Raw genomic sequence first — 16,782 nt, 5'->3', positions numbered from 1 at the left:
AAATTGCGCCTATAAAAAAAGCCGCTAATTTAAGCGACTTGTGTTATTTGATTAGTGATTTATGCCTTATTATAACGGCTGTTCTACGCTGCCATTGCTCACCATATATTTCTCGTAGAGACTCACGATTATAAGGGTGATGTAAAACTAAACTATCACCTATAACGTCGTCTGTGTGCTCACTTGATAGCGAACCATCACCGATAAAGACTAGCGCGTGATTGACATGCTCAGTACGTCCAAGACGGCACAGTATCAAATCGTACTTTTGAATTGTATCGACCTCAATAAAGCCTTCATTCCTAAAGTTATCAATATATAGAGGCTCGTTGTCTGCTAACTCCCACCAAACATCATCGCGTTGATAGTCACCAAGCGTAATACCAAGCTCACGCTGATAGTAGTCTTTGACCAGTGTATAGCAATCCATCAGTCCATGATGATACTCACGGCCTAATAACGGGGCTTGATAGCTATCGGGCTTGTGTAGTGCCACCTCAACACCGTTGGTAATAATCCATGGCAAACCGTGTAGATTCATTTGTACTCTGTCAGGCATTGACGGCTGTACATTACCGTCTGGGTGACTATGAACGTAGGCTCTAATCTTGCCCTCTTTGGATGCTCCAACCAGGTCTATTGGACATATTTCAAATTGAGCATTACTTGCTGCTATATTGGTGCAAGAGATGTATTCTTTGCCAACGATGACACCGCAGGACTCACGCGGATACTCAGCAGACGCATGAGCGATAATCGCAGCTTTTATAGACTTGGTTAGCATGGCTTATCCTGATATGAGTGATGAGCTAGGGAAGCCGCCCATTGGTAGCGGGTTATTGTCACCAAAGCGCAGGCGGCAATCGCTTAGTCTGCCACCGCATTTATCTTTTGACGGATCATCAGTAGGCGTGCCATCTTCAGTAAACATAGTTGTACCTGTATAGCCACATTCCTCACCGCGATAGCGCCCATGTACTGCCCAATGGCAATATGATGTGATCTCACGGCTCGGTATGCGTGCGCCCTCAAAGTCCACAGGGTTTGACAGCTCAAACGTCACCGCACTTGCGTTCTCGCTGGTCTTTTGCTCGACATACCATAACTGCTTGCGGTACTCATTAGCAGCTTGTGGATTTCCCTCAGTGAAATTCACAGCGTCCAAATATTTGGCCAGTGTATTGATGACGGTCAGCTTTGCCCCTGCAAAATCATCAAACTGTAAGCACATCGCACTAACAGCACCTTGCAGACCGTTAATATTGTTAGCTAACGCAAGGCTTGGTGTTGATGCTCGACCATCGCCGCGCATCTCTAAACCGTCAGACTGTATCGGCATGGGCGAATAAACTTTCCCTTGCCAGATTAAGTCACGCCTAACGATATCCTCTGTGCCAGTATTGCTCACCTTATAACCGCTGTTTACAAACTCTGATTGACTGGCAAACTTAAATAAGTACTGCCAGTCCTCAAAACTTACGTGGCCATGCCAACGCATGATGCCAGCGCCTAACAAGGTTGCATCTAATTCGTACAGTGTTACAAGCCCTGTGACTGACAGTTTTTGTAGGTCTGATTCGAGCATGATGTATCCTTATTCGACGGTTATATCATCGATGCGCTTAGTAAGTGTCACGATTGCCTCTGCCTGCTCAGCAATCAACTTGCCTTGCTTGATATTTGTTGCATGTAAAAAAGCGACGATAGCATTTAGATTGATACCATCTGCGACGCGCTCAGCAAGCGGTTGCTCAGTTGTGTTTCCTTCATCGTCTGTGACTGTCTCAGTGTCGCGCCAAAGCGTAAATGCTGGATCGTATGCACCAAGCTCTTCAGCACTGAACGAGTAGTAGTGATAGTCGGGATTGTCCGCATTTGCAGTTGATCGATAAACGATAGGTTTTAAAGCCATGGCATCTGCATATCGAGCATCATCAAGCTCAACTTTAGCTAAGATGTCTTTGTAACGCTCGGATGATGTTGAGCGCATTAGTTGCCCAGTGCTACTCACAACAACGTTTGCACCTGCTGCTGTCGTTGTTGTATACATTATTGTTGCATTGCTATGATACGCCTCTACTGGCGTGCGCCATGAGTCACCCGTCGCGTTATTAGCTGCTTGATAGTAGTAGCGATTTGAATAAAAATCATTGAGCAATCTAAACCCCGACGAGTTTGTCGCACCAAACGCTGCGTGCATACAAAATTTGCCGGATGCACCACCAGCCGCACTGCCAGTAAAATAATAAAATCCAGATGGCATACCAGTAAAACTAGGCACTTGATTTAGTGTTGGATTATCAGTATTACCAGAAAAGGTTGCCATTACCCCTGCGTAACCGAGTCCTGATACTCCGCTAGAGCTGGTAAATTCTGGGACATTGCTGTTTTGCGTTCCCACCAACCGACTCGCAGCATGACTGCTATTGCCAAAGTTATCTTTAACTTTACTCCACAGCACAAACTCATTATCACCTGTTGCACCGTTGCCAGTGCCGGGGTTTGGAATTTGAATGGTCATACTATCTCCTAAACGCTCATAAACTGCTCAAAATTGAGCGTGATCTGCCAAAAGTTGCCTTTGCGCTGCGGCGTCGATGCGCCAGCACAAGTGTATTGTTTGGTCTTGCCGTGTGGGTCAGTCCACAAGAATGATTTGACACCAGCATGCGCATCTAAAAAATCTAATATCGGTGCGATGACGGTATCCCAGTCACCTGTTTTGGTGCCTGACCAGTTTTTGATTATGTTATTGATACCGAACGATGAGTGTTGTGAGTAACCGTCGCCAAACTGGGTTTTATTAACACGATATTGAGTGTCGGCACTAGCACCCATATCCATTTGCCACGGAAATGTATCAACCATATAACAGGCCCCCTTGACGTTTTTCTTTGATTAATTGTTGCTTTATAGCAGCCGCCAGCACAGTGCCAAACTCACGTCCTCTTTGCTGATCGGATTCAACTGACGACCGGCCATCACTGGCCACGGTGACATTTACATTAATATTGCCAGAGCTTGAGGTAGGCCGTTCATATGTGCCGTTATTCATTGATTCAAGCTCTGACCGATACTTCGTGGTGGCTGCGGCGTGCGTAACAAACTCTTTACCATGGACGGGCCCAACTGCTTGATTGGTAGGGTAGTCACCGGTATAGCCTCCTTTCATAAAACCTTTAGGGTTTAGTGACTGAATGGCGGCGGGAATAATGCCTGTCTGCAACGTAGTGGTTGCAACGGCGGGTATGTTGGCAGGGAATGGTGCTGAACTCCATGCTTTGGCGATAGCAGTGAAGCTGGCAGATTGTGCACTGGCGAAATCAAAGGCTTTTTGAATCAGAAACATACCTTTGTAGCCTTTGCTGGTTTCACCCAATGCCATACCAAATAGGGCGGTGATGCTGCCTAAATTAGCTGCTTGTCGTTGCAGTTCTAGATCTTTAGTAGATTGGTTAAATTGCTCAGTCAAGCGCAAACGCGCTTTCTCAGCTTGAGCTTGTTTGTCTGTATGCGTCTGCTCATACTTATCAACGATAGCCATCTTGTTTTCATAGGCTGCACGCAACTTTTCAGCTTCGGTTTGAGGGCCATTTACGTCTAAACCGTCGAAGTCCACACCGATAGATTTTTTATCAGCTTGATACTGAGCAGCTCTACCAGATATTAAATCAGTCGCCTTACTACGCATTTTATCGCGCTCATCTTGCCATTTATCAAACCTTTCTTTTAGTGCATTGGTGGCCTTTAGTTGAGACTCTAACTGTTGTAACGTCTCAGCTTGTTTGACCCATTCATTGATACGAGTCTGACTAGCGCCCTTGAATTTGCCATCATTTATATCGTACATGAGAGAGGACAGTTCGCTGGTGTCGCCAAACAAAGCGATGCGTTTTCTAAAGCTATCAATACCATCCTCAACAGCTTTAGCGGCTTGCTCAGCCATCCGCTGAGCCTCGGCGACAACAGTCTTAGTACCTTTTTTGATGCCGACTGCCATGCCCTCTGCTGTTTGCTCACCAACGGTTTTCATGACACGAGAGGGTGATCGGATATTAAGGACGCTCTTAGCTTTGGCGACTGCGCTTGATGCCATATTGCCGATAGCACTGACAACACTGCTTGCGCCTGCTTTTATACCGTTAATTAAACCATCTACAATTTGCTTGCCGATTTGCAGCATTTTTGTGGGCAGTGCATTCAATGCTGATGAGATGCTATTCTTTATCTCATTAAATTTATTGACGGTCATTGATTTTAAGGTGTTCCACTTATCAATAACCGCCTGCTTCGTAGCTTCTATCTTATTTGCGACCGTTGTTTTGATCCCTTCCCATACTTCAGCCGCTTTCGCTTTTATCTCGTCCCAATTGCGGTAAAGATAAACACCCGCTGCAACTAAGGCAGTGATAACCAAAATGGTTGCGGTGATAGGACTGGTTAGTAATGCAAACGCAGCAGTGAACGCTACCGTTGCAGCAGCAGCAACGACAATCGCTGTGTTATAAATCAAAACAGCACCGCCTACGATGCCGATGGCGATAGCAAGCGATTTGCTTAATTCCTCATGCTCAATAAAAAAACCGATAACGGGGGCAATAATTTCGCCAGTGCGTACGATGACTGATTTTAAGATATCCCATGCCGTCTTCAGCCCATCGATGGTTGCGGTGATAGTTCCGGCAACTTCCGCGCTTTGAAAAAACGCGGTCATTTTAGCAATAATTTCAGGTAGGTTTTTAGTTAGATCCCGCACCCCATTTGCCAGAGCTTTAACTAATGATGACCCAACAGTTAATGCGCCGGAGCTATCAGCGAGCTGTATTTGAAAACCCTCCCAAGCGGAAGCTAGACCTTTGACATCTCCTTTCAAGCCTTCCATACGAATATCTGCCATCTTTTTGGCAGCGCCCGCGGCATTTTCTAGCGTAGTTGTTAGGTTTTGCAAGCTGCCATCAGCAGCTGCATCTACGGCAACAGCTAGTGCACTCATCGCCTCAACACCTGCCATATCTTTAAAGTAAGCGAGTTTTTTATCTGCTTGCAGTCCATCCGTGGCTACGGATAGGTCTTGCATCACATCAATCATTGAGCGCATATCGCCGTTGGCGTCTTTTAGTGACACACCTAGCTCCATAAATGCAGCATTCGCTTTTTGGTGCGTATTAAAGCGAGTAAACATTGCTCGCATTGATGTACCAGCTTGCGAGGCTTGGATGCCAGCGTTACCCATTACACCGATGATGGCTGTAGTTTCTTCCAGACTCATGCCCAATTGTTTTGCGATAGGTGCGACATACTTCATCGATTCACCTAGCATTTCGACATCTACGTTGGAGCTGGCAGCTGCTTTTGCTAATACGTCTGCTGCGCGTCCCGACTCCTCAGCTGCTATGCCCATACCTGACATGATGTTGGATAAAATATCGGCTGACATAGCCAGTTCGATACTGCCTGCTGATGCAAGTGCCAAGGCATTCGGAATGGTTGCCAGCACTTGCTGAGTGTTTAATCCGGCTTTGGCCAAAAATTCCATGCCGTTCGCAGCTTCAGTAGCGCTATAGGCTGTTTCTGATCCTAATTGCTTGGCTCTCTCGCGCAGGTCGTCAAAATCCTTACCGACGGCACCTGATACTGCGCTGATTGCCCCCATCGCTTCTTCGAAATTACCTGCTGTTTGCAAGGTCTTAGCGCCCATAGCAGCGACAGCAACGCCAACACCTAGCGCCATTTTTCCTGCTAACTTGCCAATATCACTGAATGCTGATTTGCTGTTTTTTCGTGCTTTGCGTAGCTCGTTATTATAGTTGGCAGTATTTGCCTCCATGATTACCTGGATTCTACTCAGTACCGAAGCCATGACATTCTCCTATGATTTACTTGCAGTTTTTTGTTCGTTGACTTTCGATGCGAGGAAATCTCTTAGTGCCGCGACTTGCGTTTGGGTTTGCAATCTATTGTCGCGTTGCGTTTCTTGCTCTTTTTGCGCAGGCGTCAACAGGCGATGGTCATACAACATAAAATCTTTTATGAATTTCTTTTCTTTACCTGCATAGTTTTGATGTCGCAGAGAGGCAAAATGTATATCTAATAACTCCCCACCGAACGGCTCTACATATAAGTTAAAAGCCTGCCACTCAGTCAGCTCACGGGCGCTCATGTTGCCGTCTATCCACTCGACTGTTTTACCCAAATGAGCAGCCAGCTTGAACTTAAATATGCGTAGCGGGTGGGCTATGAGTTTTTTGCAGCGTCCTCTGTAGCCTCAGGTTGTAGTGCATTTAGCGCGCTTGAGAAATCATAGACTTTCGAGACAATGGCAGATGGGAACCCTTTGACCAGCTCGATATCGGCATCGTTGAATTCTAGAACGCCATCGGCATCACAGACTGAATAGACAAAGATAGTCGCTCGAACACCATTGGTCTCTACCTCTTTCTGCATCTGGTGCTCTAATCCTTCACGCTCAGCAGCAGTCATTACCTTGATATATACGTCGCCCAGCTCAGGGATAGTCAGCGGCTTTACGCTGGTTTTTAATTGCATAAAATCCGCTTTGCTTAGGATTTTTTTAGAGGCTTGTTTGGTCATTTGATTGCTCGCTTATGATATATAAATAAAGAAAAGGCGCAGTGCTAGGCAGTGCGCTACGCCTTTGGTTTGGGTTGATTTAGGACTGACCTGACTGACTAAGGGGTCTGGCTGATCTCAGAACTAATGACCAGCACGCCTTCTACTTTGAGCATGTCTTTTTGTTCTGCCATGAGAGTGAACTCTTTAATCATGCCGTCGAACACATAGCCCTCACTAGCGGCCGCAGGATCAATAAATTCAATCTTATTTTTGATGACCGTAGAGTTGTTATAGGCCGCTTTTAATTCCATGTGCTGTGGATCGCTTGGCACGTAATACAAAGTAAAGGGGATTTCTGACGTTTCTCGAAAGTTAGGTACTGCATTGACAGTAGAGGTTGCATCGGTAGGTGTGACATCGACGACGACCTTAGTCAGCTTGGGCATCTCCATGGTGTTCAAAAACGCTACTTGATTAAAAGTAGGCACGTCATCAGTCGCGATACTCCATTTAAACTGCACATTTACTAATTCATCAGCGGATATAGCCATAATCATCACTCTCTTATTGGTGGTAGGGTAGGGTTGCTTAATTGGTTTGCCAAATATGACACTCGATGCTTTGTCTGTATAACCCAGACTTCTCATCGTGGAGGTATTTACGACTGTCGTAGTAAAACGGCTTTACGTTATCTTTCAGGATATTGATCATTTGATTGGTTGTGTCTTCACAGTCGTCATAGTCATTGTGATAGACATCTAGCTGCATATAAGCCAGTTCTCGACCTGTATAGCCTGCTATGACGTTGGTCGCATTGGCATTGAGCACGGTATAGACCAGATACGGTGTGCCTGTTTCTCCCTTTGGTCTGACCAACGGATAGACTTTATTGTCAAATAACGCGCCTAGGGTGCTATAGATAACCTCACTCGCTTTCATTTATTACGCCTTTTTTATCCAATCATGACCTTGTCAATTTCGGCTTTGAGCACGTCTTTAAACCTTTCGACGCCTTCTTCGTGTTTGCTGTCCGCGGCAGGTCTGATAAATGGGGTGGGTGCGATGCTACTGGTACCGTTTTCTAAAAAATACCAGTAGAAGCCTTTACCGCCTATGAATAACCCAACGGCAGGTTTGGCGGTAAAGCGCATTTGCTTGGACCGAATCGATTTTTTTAGCACGCCTTTATTGACAGGCGCGAGTCTCTTGGCTTCTTTTTTGATGGGTGCGATACCAGCGTTCAGTGCTTTTCGCATCACCTTTTTTTTTGAGGTATCAGCCAATCTATCAAACTGTTTGTCGAGCTCGTCCAGTCCTTCTATTCGGAACTCCGCGCTCATGAGACCTCCTAATGTTGGGCAATAAAAACCCCATCGGATGACGGGGCTTTTTTGATTGGGTTATAAATTATTTGGCGACTGGTTGATTGAGCATATCGCGCACGGTATCTAGATTAAGATTGATTAAGTACAGCAAGCTATGCAGCTCGCGGTTTTCCTCATTTGAGATTAGCTCTTGTACGACACCGATAGTACCGTCCAGATAAGCTGTGATAGCATCTGCTCTATCTATCTGACTGTGCGGCTTCACCTCAAAGTAGGGGTGAGTCGGCTTGGCATTGTGGATATGCAGGGTATTGACACTGTTGATATTATATTGAGTCATGATATCCCCCTTGTGCTATAGCTACAGCTTGCTGTGGACGTTGAGAATAGGTCGCTGTATAGAGCTGATGACTAGCACTAAGTACAATCCTTGATAGCACATTTATATTAATTTTCCGGTTATCTATGAGATGCGGCAGCATATCAACAGTGATAATCACTTCTTCAGCGTCAAGCTCGCGCATGGCCATACGTCCGTTATGATCGATAGTACCAACGAATTTACCAGATGCCATTGTTTGATTGACCATGGTAGTAGGAGTGCCGTGCTCGATGACGACATCCGCTTCATCTGTTTCTGATAGAGCAACTTGCTCATAGTCAGACTGACGAAATTTATCTACACTACCAGCGAACATCAACCGATGCAGGTATTCTGTCGCTTCACCGACTTGTGATTGGGTCAAGTCGCCAACATGAGCGACATTAAATCGATGCAACACCAAGTTAAAGGCTTCAGAGAATCCAAGGTCGAGTCGCTTCATCGTCATGTGGACGGTTTTGATTAAGCCATTACGGTCTTTGACGCTAGATGGCAGATCTTCATTCACGCTTGGATGGACAGCAGAGCCAGTGTGCCAGTAGTCATGCAGGACTTTATAGCACTGCATTTTGTACTGAATGAGTGGTGCCTTAACTTCGGGTTTGACACGCTTGGTATCAATACCAAATAACCAACCGTTTAGATAGTCGATGGGTAAACACATCATTTCTCTTTTTTTACCATCTTCAGCAACTATTCGTATGACACGAACAGTTGAATTTAAAACATCATCGCGTTGAATTCTTTCGAATTGAGCGTTCCATGCCAAGCCAATATTTTCAGCAATTGGCTTAATCGCAGTATAGTGAATGCCATCTATCTCGATAGTAAGAAGTGTTTGGCCGTTAAAGTCGATAGTTTTAATATTATTGCCTACTGTAGAGGCTTTTGCTATAATAGTCATGTTTAGTTCCTTTCCGAATTAGATGTGGTAGAAGCAGACGGTTCATCTTGGCGGGTGGTGTCTGCTTTTTTTGTGCCTGCGTTTTGCATAGCTTGCTGAATATGATAATTAATTTCAGCTGTCATTGTTCGACAGTTGATTTGCGACTGCTCTTTAACCCAATCGTAGAGCTCAACACTATAAAAACGCATTTTAAAATTTGGTAACGATTGTCGATTAGCCATATTGTCCTTCCATAAAATAAGTTTTAGTTAATGCCTCCGTTGGAGGTGTTTGTATATTATGCCTTCAATGGAGGCATGTCAACAACTTTTTTAGGTTTACTATGACAAACAAAAGACCACCTGACTTTAGAGTTCGAATCCCAGAGGACTTAAAGGAGAAAATCCGTGTTTCTGCTGACAATCATAACCGCTCTATGGGTTCTGATATTGTTGCCAGAGTTGAGCAAACTTTTAAGCAAGAAGAAAGCGCCACCCCAAGCAGCAGTAACGTGCTTATTATCAGTGCTATGTACCAGACACTAAGAGAAGAAGGTTATACGCATGAAAAAGCCGAGCAAGTAGTTACTGACTCTGTTAAAAAGCTATTGGACATGGATTTCATCAAAAAGAATTATAATAATGCAGTGCCTAAAGATTAGCGATTTGGCAAATACTGGATAATAAAAAACCCACCGATTGGTGGGTTTTTTGAATAAAATACTAACGGATTTTAATCACAAGCACCTGCTAACTTAGCGCCATATTCTGCTTGCTCTTTGGTGTATTTGTCACCTGCTGACGACGATAGTTGAGTTACCAAACCATCGCATGAAAACCCTGTAAGTGATAAGTAATTCTCAGCCGACCTACCTGCTTGCTCATTGTAGTCGATACCCAAACTATCAACTGCAATAGTAGCGTCATCAATATTGTAACCATCGCCTGCATCAGATGATAATTGATTAATCAAACCATCTCGCGAAAAACCCTGAAGACCGATGTAGTTTTTAGCTGATCTAACTGCGTTTTTCTGCTGATTAGTCATGCCATTATCTTCTGCGACCACCGCATTTTCAGTTTCAGCCGATACTGCGGTCTGAGCAGTTGTGGTTTCGGCGTCATCTGCACCAAAGATAAGCCCAATTATAAAGAGCCCAATAACAATAATAACTATCCACTTAATTATCTTTTTCATAAATATGCCTGTAACAGTTAAAAACATATGTCAGTATATTACGAGTAACAACATTAATCCATCAATCACAGAAACAAACTAGAAATAATCAACTGTTTGTTTTTGTACGACACACTACGATTTTTTTATTGTCTTTTGGCACGGGCATTACCCCTAGTACTTCATAAACGAAGCCACTACCATCTAACACCTGTATCTCATCGCTTGCTTTAATGTCTGTTGCCATATCGACGAGTATTTTTGCATCTACTGACGAACCAGCGGCATGACCTTCTACAAAGTCCCGAGTGCTGATGGGTAGTAGCTCACACCAAGTCTGTGACATAACGCTATTAGTAGACTTAACGGCGCCAGTGTTGGTTCTCGTTGTGATTTTTCGCACGACACCAATTGGTGTACTAAGCCGACCTCGACTGATCTTTGCCATGTCATACTCCCATCTTGCGATATTTATTCAGCAGTCTATCGAGCGCGTGGTTCATGTGTAGCTGCTCAGTTTGTTGCGCCTCACGGTTTTGGTACAAATCACCAATCACAAGCAGCGCGGCGTGTCTTAATGATTCTGACAATTGACCAGATGGTGTTAAGCAGATATCCTCTGTTAGCTCGCGATCAAGCTCATCAGCGATTAATTGAAATGATGTAGGGATAAGCCCCGCAATATACGTATCATCTATCTCATGTGTGACACGCAGGTGCGATTTGGCTTGTTCAAGCGTGATAGATGCAGTGATCATAGATGATGCCTATATTGAGTTAGGATAAAAAAGACCGCTGGTAGACGTGCTACCAGCAGCTAGGAGAAGCGTTTCAAATAATAATTATCTAATCTTATGGACCGACGTTAACTAGGTCGCCAGTCACAGCGGCATCAGGCATGACAACACCAAAGGCAGCACGCATCTCAGCGCGGATAGTTACCAAGTTTTTGCGGAAGTTATCGCCATCTTCAGTAGACAATTCAACAGTAGCATCTTGGCGAATATAGCCTTCAGTTGCCATCGTGATATTGCCTGACCAGAATTTGCCAACTGGCATGGCTGGTGACTGCATGACTTTGAGACCCCAAAGGATAGGCTGTACAGCAGCGCCTGGCGAACCAAAGATGTAATGACCATCGCTGCCTTTGACTTGTTCGATATCAGCCCAATCTTGCGGGTTTAGAATGACAGTCTCAGGTGGTAGAAAATTGGCATAGGCTTTTGCTTTAGCAGTACTGATGGTATCGATAGCGTTGTCATTGGCGACGATAGTTAGGCTGTTACCAACTTTCATCAAGCCTTTGAAGCTTTTTGTGTCGCCATTGATGACCAGATATTCAAGTTTTAGTCGTAATCCATAAGACATACGGCCTTCGATATAAGCTGCCAATGCAGGGGCGTCTGCTAGTACTTGGTTACTGACACGTATCCAGTGAGCGATAACATCGATTTCTAGTGAATCAGGACCAAATTCAAGTGTTGATTCAGGCTTTAGTTCGCCCTCAGCAACGATATCCGCCATAAAATCAACAGCGCTTTCGCGTACATAAGGGATAAGCGGTACGGTGGTTGGTATCCAGTTGATCATATTGACGATGGTCAGTGGGTTTTCAGTAGCCGCGACCATCTTTGAATCGTTAATATTGCCCGCAGTATTGATACTACCAAGCATTACTGTGTTACGGGTCGAGACGCCATCTATTTGAACTTTACCGCGTGACTGCTTGATTGCCTTAATCTCTTGCGACAAGCTTTCATTACGTGAGAGTAAGCCGCCGATGCTATTGGCATCAAGTTCACCGTCTTGGACACCGCGTACCATCTTTTGTTCAAACTCTTCAAAGCGGGCTGATAAGTCATTGACGCTTTCAGCCGATTTTTGGAGTTCAGCGATAGCATCGCGCGTTTCAGTATCGTCTTTGTTTTCAGCAAGTAGTTTTTGCTTTTTTTCAATCAGCTCATCGAGTGTGGCCAAGCGGGTTTTAAGCTGACCTGCGAGCTTTTCATATTCATCTTTAGACGTGCCGCCAGCATCACGGGTCATAACACCCATGCCAGACATAGCGCCAGCGATTGCAGCAGTTTTAAAATCACGCATAATATTTTCCTTTAGGCAAAAAAATAGCTACCGATTGGTAGCATTGTTTAGGGTTTGATTGGTGTTAAAAAAGATGGGTTATTTGTCTAAAAATGCAAAGGGGTCATTGTCTTTGCTAGTATCATCAGCGCTGGTGCCCATGATGCTGTCGAGTTTGGTAATAAAGTGCCTTGCGTCGGCTTGGTCAAGCCCTAACTTGGTAAGCATGTCGCAAGCGTCACGCTCATCAGCTAAGTTATTGATTGTTTCTGCTTGGCGGTTGATACGAGCACTGCGGTCACTAGGCTCATCAACGACACTGATTTCAAATAAATCTGCGCGTTTGATTAAGATATGACCGTCTTGCTCTTCATAATCCATTTCAGTTGGGTTATAAAAACAAATGGATAAGCCATCAACCGTAAGGTGACGCATCATTGCAGCAACAGCAGTGGCCAGTGGTAAACCTTGGGTGAGTTCGCCTTTGACACGTAAGCCGATATCATCCTCTTCAAATTCTACCCATCGACCAACACGCATAGCTGCATTCGTATCAAACATGTTGCGCCAACCGTGGTTGTAATACATATGCACGGTTTTTTCGCTATTGTTGAACGCACTAATCATATCGGCGAAGGCGCCACGGGCAAACTTTTCACCATGTAAGTTGATGCTATCCCATTTGACTGCATAGCCTTCAAATGTATAAGTAGCAGCGCCGTCTTTGTCAGGTTCGGCAAAGCGTATCTTGGTATCGATGACTGGAATACGGCGTGTACTGACAGATTGCAGTAGCTCACTGCGGCCATCGCGACAGTGCAGCGTTTGCAGTGAGTGTTTATTCATTGCTGATATCCTTAGTTTGGTCTAATGAAGATTGTTTAGCGACAACATTAAGAGGCGCAAAGCCTAGCTGCATATAGAGTTCGTCGCCCCCTTCTTGTGGTTTCCAGCCTTCAGCGCGTCGTACCTCGTTGGGCGTTCGCTGACCGGATGTGATCTCGGTGTTATACATCTCAACACGCTCTTTACGACTTGATCGCAAAATAGCATCAGCGTCAATTTCAAACTGGTACTTGTCCCAGTCTTTGCGGGGAATCAGTGTCGTTAGCATTGATAATTCAAGGCGCTCAAGGTAGGGCCGCAAATTGAATTTATGAAACGCTTCAATGATTGCTGAGATACCGCTGCCCCAGTTGCTAGACTGCGTGCTGTCGTTAATCAAAATACTAGGTACACCGAACATACGGGCAATCTCTTCCAAGCTAAATCTGCGTGTGGCTAATAATTCAATGTCACTAGGCGTCAAACTAATGGCTTCAAACTTCATGTCAAGTGGTAACACTGGCATAAAGGTTTCATCGCCACTGGTTAATTCGCCCATTTCATCGCGAAGTGCTTGGCGCTGTTCGGCAGTTGGTGAGCCCTTTGTCATTAATGCGCCCGTTGGCTTAGCACCATTGCGCATGAGTGATGTGATTTTATCGTCTGATGCATCTGCCACAGCGACCGCTTTGGCGGCATGTTGCAGCGGTGAGAGTCCTTTTATGCCATTACCGAATAGCTTTACATGCCAGATATCAGATTCTTTAAAGTCTCGACTGAATGCAGAGGTGACTTGATGCCGATATGTAAGCTCATCATTTTTTAGAATGACTGTCATGTTAGAAGAGTTGATAACATCTAAGCTAAGAATACGAGAGTTTTTGTCACCTATTCGTGTGATTCTGACGTATGCATTGCCGTCACTGACCAAGTTGAGCATCAGTTGTTCCATAAACTCAATGCGGTTTTGACGTTTATTGGGTTTATATCTCAGCAGTTTCATGACGTCATGATCTGCTTTGGTGTCTAAATACCCATCTTTGTCTTTTGTATATAAATCAATAGGCATACTAGCGATGGTTTCAGCAAGCAATCTGATTGATGCGAAGACCGCCGTGACGGTCATTGCTGTATCAAAGGTGACTGGTTTGGCTGTTTTAGTGACAGTACGAGTAGCGTTTTGATTGCCGTCCACGGGGTCACGCGGCGCGTAACCAAACCATGCAGCGACGGTTTGTATGATTGCCATGTTATCCCCTGAAGCTTACAAAATCGGTTAAGTAGTCGCCAAGCTGTGTCTCAAAATCTTGGCTAGGTAGGTCGCCAGTTTCATCGTAGTATTGTGCGCGGTTGGTCGCAATGATAGCAGCGACCGCGCCGTCAATTTTACTGGCGTCTGATTCCTTGCGAGGGAATATGTTATCGTTTGCGTCTTTTTTGACAGTGACGTTGCCCATACACCAGCGCAAGATTGGATTGCCATCGTGATGTACCCGCTTTGAAGTCAAGAGAGCTTGTAAATGTTTCATTGGCTCGCTTAGATAAGCAACGCGCTGCGGCACTTCGACCATATTGAGACCTTGCTCATTTAAACGCATGGCCAAATATGTTGCGTTAAAAGGATCATAACCCGTTTCCTGCATGTCGTATTTTGATGAGTCGTGAATGATATCGCGTTCAATCTTTTCAAAGTCGGTGATGTTGCCGTCAGTGACTGTGAGCCAGCCTTGTCGCTCCCATTCGATAAAACGTTTCTGATTTGGGTTGTTGGCGTTGTCCAATTGGGCACGGTTGATGTAGAAGTTTGCAAATAAGTAATAGTGAGATATATCGTCTATTTTTCTGACAAACAATTTTACGCGCGATGCCAGATCCACTTTTGATGCCAAATCAAGCCCACCAAAGCATGGGTGTTTATCAAAAAGACCGGAGACTAATAGCTTATCAGCAGCGTCGTCCCAGTCTTGCATGTTGAGCCAACCGCTGCGAGCTGCTACCCAAACACATAAATGCTTGGTTAAAAAATCAGCTTGCGAGTCAGGGCTGATGGCAGCCCGTTGATATTCGGATTGTAGAGCTTCTTTGTGTACTGATACGCCATAGTTAGGATTGGCTTTGCGCCAGCTTGCTGGGTCGCGCCAATCGTCAGCATCATCGATGGTATAAATAATGCCAAAGTAGCGGTCATGGGACTCTAAGCCAGACAGTACTTTGGTAACCAACGTGCGTTGCTCATAGCAGACACCGTCTAAGATAAAGCCTGCTGTGGTAATGGCAAATAACAGTGGCTGCTCACGCGCCCCCATGCCGGTCGCCATGACCTCGTAAGTATCGTTTGATTTATGAGCGTGAAGCTCATCGATGATCGCGCCATGGACATTGAGCCCGTCCAAGTTGCCGCCATAGTCGCGGCTTAGTGCTTTAAACGTAGATTCAGTGGTAATAGAGCTGACTGCATGTGCAGCGACGCTTATACCCATTGCTTTTTGCATATCTGGGCGTTTTCGCACCATGCCTTGAGCGACCTCAAAGACGACACGTGCCTGGTCGCGAGTGGTTGCAGCCGAGTAAACTTCCGCACCCATCTCCCCGTCAGCGAAACATAGGTATAAGCCGATACCAGCAGCCAATGTTGACTTGGCATTTTTACGAGGTATTTCGACATAAGCATAGCGATATCGGCGCTTGCCATCGAAGTCTACCCAGCCAAACAAGTTGGTCACGATGAATATTTGCCAAGGCTCAAGCAGTATCAATTCGCGTTTGTTTGCCAGCTCACCTTTGACGTGTGGCAGCAGCTCTATGAATCGGCAAGCTTTTGCAGCCAGTTCACTGTCAAATTCAAACTCAAATGCAGATTCATTCTTTGCGCGTTCGAGATCGGTGAGGTGACGTTGGCACGCTTGACGCACATAGATACAGGCATCGATGGTGCCATCGACTACATCCGTTGCATATTGCGCTGCGATATTAGCGTAGGCAATAGCGTCAGACATAGTGGTTAACCTTGTTTGTTAAACTCTCCAAATTCGTTGTCACCAAATAGACCTGGCTGTGAGACATCGACTTTGATACTAGAGCGGGCAGCGGGTGATAGGCCGAACTCACGGCCTAATGATATGAGCTGTTTCTGTAATGTGTTGCGGATGCTGACCAGTGCCGTTTGGACTTCAAATCCGTTTGGCGTTTTGCCAATCCAAGTGTCAACATTCTCAAGCTTGCTGCATACATCGCCATAGCGAGCGGAGGTCTCTGCGTACGCGCCAAATAAGTCACCATCAATAACTGACAGTAGGCCAAGGGCTACCAATTGCGGGGCTATCTTGTCCCACTGCTTGCGTGATTTTGCGTCTAACCATTCGGGGCAGGGTGGTATAGCTATTGTTGGTTGTGCAGCATTGCTGGCAGCCTCACGGTCACTACGGACACGGCTACCTTGCAACACTTTGAGCTGCGTCGGTTTACGTGGACGAGACATAGTGTCACCTGAGAATAGTTATTGTTTGAGGGGGTATACCCCCTAAAGAGTTTTGACC

Annotated in this window: 22 protein-coding genes; 1 reads left to right on the top strand and 21 read right to left on the bottom strand. The window is 45.3% G+C overall.

What is annotated here, in order from left to right; all coding sequences use genetic code 11:
- Positions 1-43: 43 nt before the first annotated feature.
- The 13 genes from ACMFL8_RS10560 to ACMFL8_RS10500 all read right to left on the bottom strand — a co-directional run bounded on the left by ACMFL8_RS10560 (position 44) and on the right by ACMFL8_RS10500 (position 9,408).
- Entirely contained in the window at positions 44-784 is a 741-nt protein-coding gene (locus ACMFL8_RS10560; protein WP_413190945.1) for a C40 family peptidase, read from the bottom strand.
- Between the two features lie 3 nt (positions 785-787).
- Positions 788-1,588, bottom strand: coding sequence for a phage minor tail protein L (locus ACMFL8_RS10555; protein WP_413191394.1), 801 nt, complete (start codon positions 1,586-1,588; stop codon positions 788-790).
- A 6-nt stretch (positions 1,589-1,594) separates the two neighbouring features.
- Entirely contained in the window at positions 1,595-2,521 is a 927-nt protein-coding gene (locus ACMFL8_RS10550) for a hypothetical protein (RefSeq protein WP_413190944.1), read from the bottom strand.
- Positions 2,522-2,529: 8 nt separating this feature from the next.
- Positions 2,530-2,868, bottom strand: a complete 339-nt coding sequence (locus ACMFL8_RS10545; protein ID WP_413190943.1) for a phage tail protein — start codon at positions 2,866-2,868, stop codon at positions 2,530-2,532.
- Positions 2,861-5,860 (bottom strand): phage tail tape measure protein, encoded by a 3,000-nt coding sequence (locus ACMFL8_RS10540; RefSeq protein WP_413190942.1) that lies wholly within the window; start codon positions 5,858-5,860, stop codon positions 2,861-2,863. Before ACMFL8_RS10540 ends, ACMFL8_RS10545 begins: the two co-directional genes overlap by 8 nt.
- A gap of 9 nt (positions 5,861-5,869) precedes the next feature.
- Positions 5,870-6,193 carry a hypothetical protein gene (locus ACMFL8_RS10535; protein WP_413190941.1) on the bottom strand — a complete coding sequence of 108 codons (324 nt, stop codon included), beginning with the start codon at positions 6,191-6,193 and terminating at the stop codon, positions 5,870-5,872.
- Between the two features lie 41 nt (positions 6,194-6,234).
- The gene (locus ACMFL8_RS10530; protein ID WP_413190940.1) at positions 6,235-6,591 is read right to left on the bottom strand and encodes a hypothetical protein; all 357 of its coding nucleotides are present in this window, start codon (positions 6,589-6,591) and stop codon (positions 6,235-6,237) included.
- 98 nt (positions 6,592-6,689) lie between these two features.
- On the bottom strand, positions 6,690-7,124 hold the full coding sequence (locus ACMFL8_RS10525; RefSeq protein WP_413190939.1) for a hypothetical protein: 435 nt from the start codon (positions 7,122-7,124) through the stop codon (positions 6,690-6,692).
- A 37-nt stretch (positions 7,125-7,161) separates the two neighbouring features.
- Positions 7,162-7,512 carry a hypothetical protein gene (locus tag ACMFL8_RS10520; protein WP_413190938.1) on the bottom strand — a complete coding sequence of 117 codons (351 nt, stop codon included), beginning with the start codon at positions 7,510-7,512 and terminating at the stop codon, positions 7,162-7,164.
- Between the two features lie 14 nt (positions 7,513-7,526).
- Positions 7,527-7,913 (bottom strand): HK97-gp10 family putative phage morphogenesis protein, encoded by a 387-nt coding sequence (locus ACMFL8_RS10515; RefSeq protein WP_413190937.1) that lies wholly within the window; start codon positions 7,911-7,913, stop codon positions 7,527-7,529.
- Between the two features lie 67 nt (positions 7,914-7,980).
- Positions 7,981-8,238, bottom strand: coding sequence for a hypothetical protein (locus tag ACMFL8_RS10510; protein ID WP_413190936.1), 258 nt, complete (start codon positions 8,236-8,238; stop codon positions 7,981-7,983).
- On the bottom strand, positions 8,225-9,184 hold the full coding sequence (locus tag ACMFL8_RS10505; RefSeq protein ID WP_413190935.1) for a phage antirepressor N-terminal domain-containing protein: 960 nt from the start codon (positions 9,182-9,184) through the stop codon (positions 8,225-8,227). Before ACMFL8_RS10505 ends, ACMFL8_RS10510 begins: the two co-directional genes overlap by 14 nt.
- Positions 9,185-9,186: 2 nt before the next feature.
- Positions 9,187-9,408: a hypothetical protein gene (locus ACMFL8_RS10500; RefSeq protein ID WP_413190934.1), complete on the bottom strand. Its 222-nt coding sequence runs from the start codon at positions 9,406-9,408 to the stop codon at positions 9,187-9,189.
- 101 nt (positions 9,409-9,509) lie between these two features.
- Here ACMFL8_RS10500 and ACMFL8_RS10495 point away from each other — a divergent pair, with 101 nt between their 5' ends.
- A complete protein-coding gene (locus ACMFL8_RS10495; RefSeq protein ID WP_413190933.1) occupies positions 9,510-9,827 on the top strand; it encodes an Arc family DNA-binding protein in 318 nt (105 codons plus the stop codon).
- A gap of 71 nt (positions 9,828-9,898) precedes the next feature.
- On the opposite strand, the gene ACMFL8_RS10490 is transcribed toward ACMFL8_RS10495, so the two are convergent.
- The 8 genes from ACMFL8_RS10490 to ACMFL8_RS10455 form a co-directional block, all read right to left on the bottom strand.
- The gene (locus tag ACMFL8_RS10490) at positions 9,899-10,363 is read right to left on the bottom strand and encodes an Ltp family lipoprotein (protein WP_413190932.1); all 465 of its coding nucleotides are present in this window, start codon (positions 10,361-10,363) and stop codon (positions 9,899-9,901) included.
- An 88-nt stretch (positions 10,364-10,451) separates the two neighbouring features.
- Positions 10,452-10,790, bottom strand: a complete 339-nt coding sequence (locus tag ACMFL8_RS10485; RefSeq protein WP_413190931.1) for a head-tail adaptor protein — start codon at positions 10,788-10,790, stop codon at positions 10,452-10,454.
- 1 nt (position 10,791) lies between these two features.
- A complete protein-coding gene (locus tag ACMFL8_RS10480; RefSeq protein WP_413190930.1) occupies positions 10,792-11,100 on the bottom strand; it encodes a head-tail connector protein in 309 nt (102 codons plus the stop codon).
- Positions 11,101-11,194: 94 nt separating this feature from the next.
- A complete protein-coding gene (locus tag ACMFL8_RS10475) occupies positions 11,195-12,442 on the bottom strand; it encodes a phage major capsid protein (RefSeq protein WP_413190929.1) in 1,248 nt (415 codons plus the stop codon).
- A gap of 78 nt (positions 12,443-12,520) precedes the next feature.
- Positions 12,521-13,267, bottom strand: a complete 747-nt coding sequence (locus tag ACMFL8_RS10470; RefSeq protein WP_413190928.1) for an HK97 family phage prohead protease — start codon at positions 13,265-13,267, stop codon at positions 12,521-12,523.
- Positions 13,260-14,495, bottom strand: a complete 1,236-nt coding sequence (locus ACMFL8_RS10465; protein ID WP_413190927.1) for a phage portal protein — start codon at positions 14,493-14,495, stop codon at positions 13,260-13,262. The genes ACMFL8_RS10470 and ACMFL8_RS10465 overlap by 8 nt, the downstream gene beginning before the upstream one ends.
- Before the next feature lies 1 nt (position 14,496).
- Complete coding sequence (locus tag ACMFL8_RS10460) at positions 14,497-16,242, bottom strand: terminase large subunit (protein ID WP_413190926.1); 1,746 nt, start codon at positions 16,240-16,242, stop codon at positions 14,497-14,499.
- A 5-nt stretch (positions 16,243-16,247) separates the two neighbouring features.
- Entirely contained in the window at positions 16,248-16,724 is a 477-nt protein-coding gene (locus ACMFL8_RS10455; protein WP_413190925.1) for a phage terminase small subunit P27 family, read from the bottom strand.
- Between the last annotated feature and the right edge of the window lie 58 nt (positions 16,725-16,782).

Origin of the sequence: Psychrobacter sp. AT9 (genome assembly GCF_047272965.1) — a bacterium.
GTDB classification, from domain to species: domain Bacteria; phylum Pseudomonadota; class Gammaproteobacteria; order Pseudomonadales; family Moraxellaceae; genus Psychrobacter; species Psychrobacter glaciei.
This window is presented reverse-complemented; position numbering and strand designations above follow the sequence as displayed.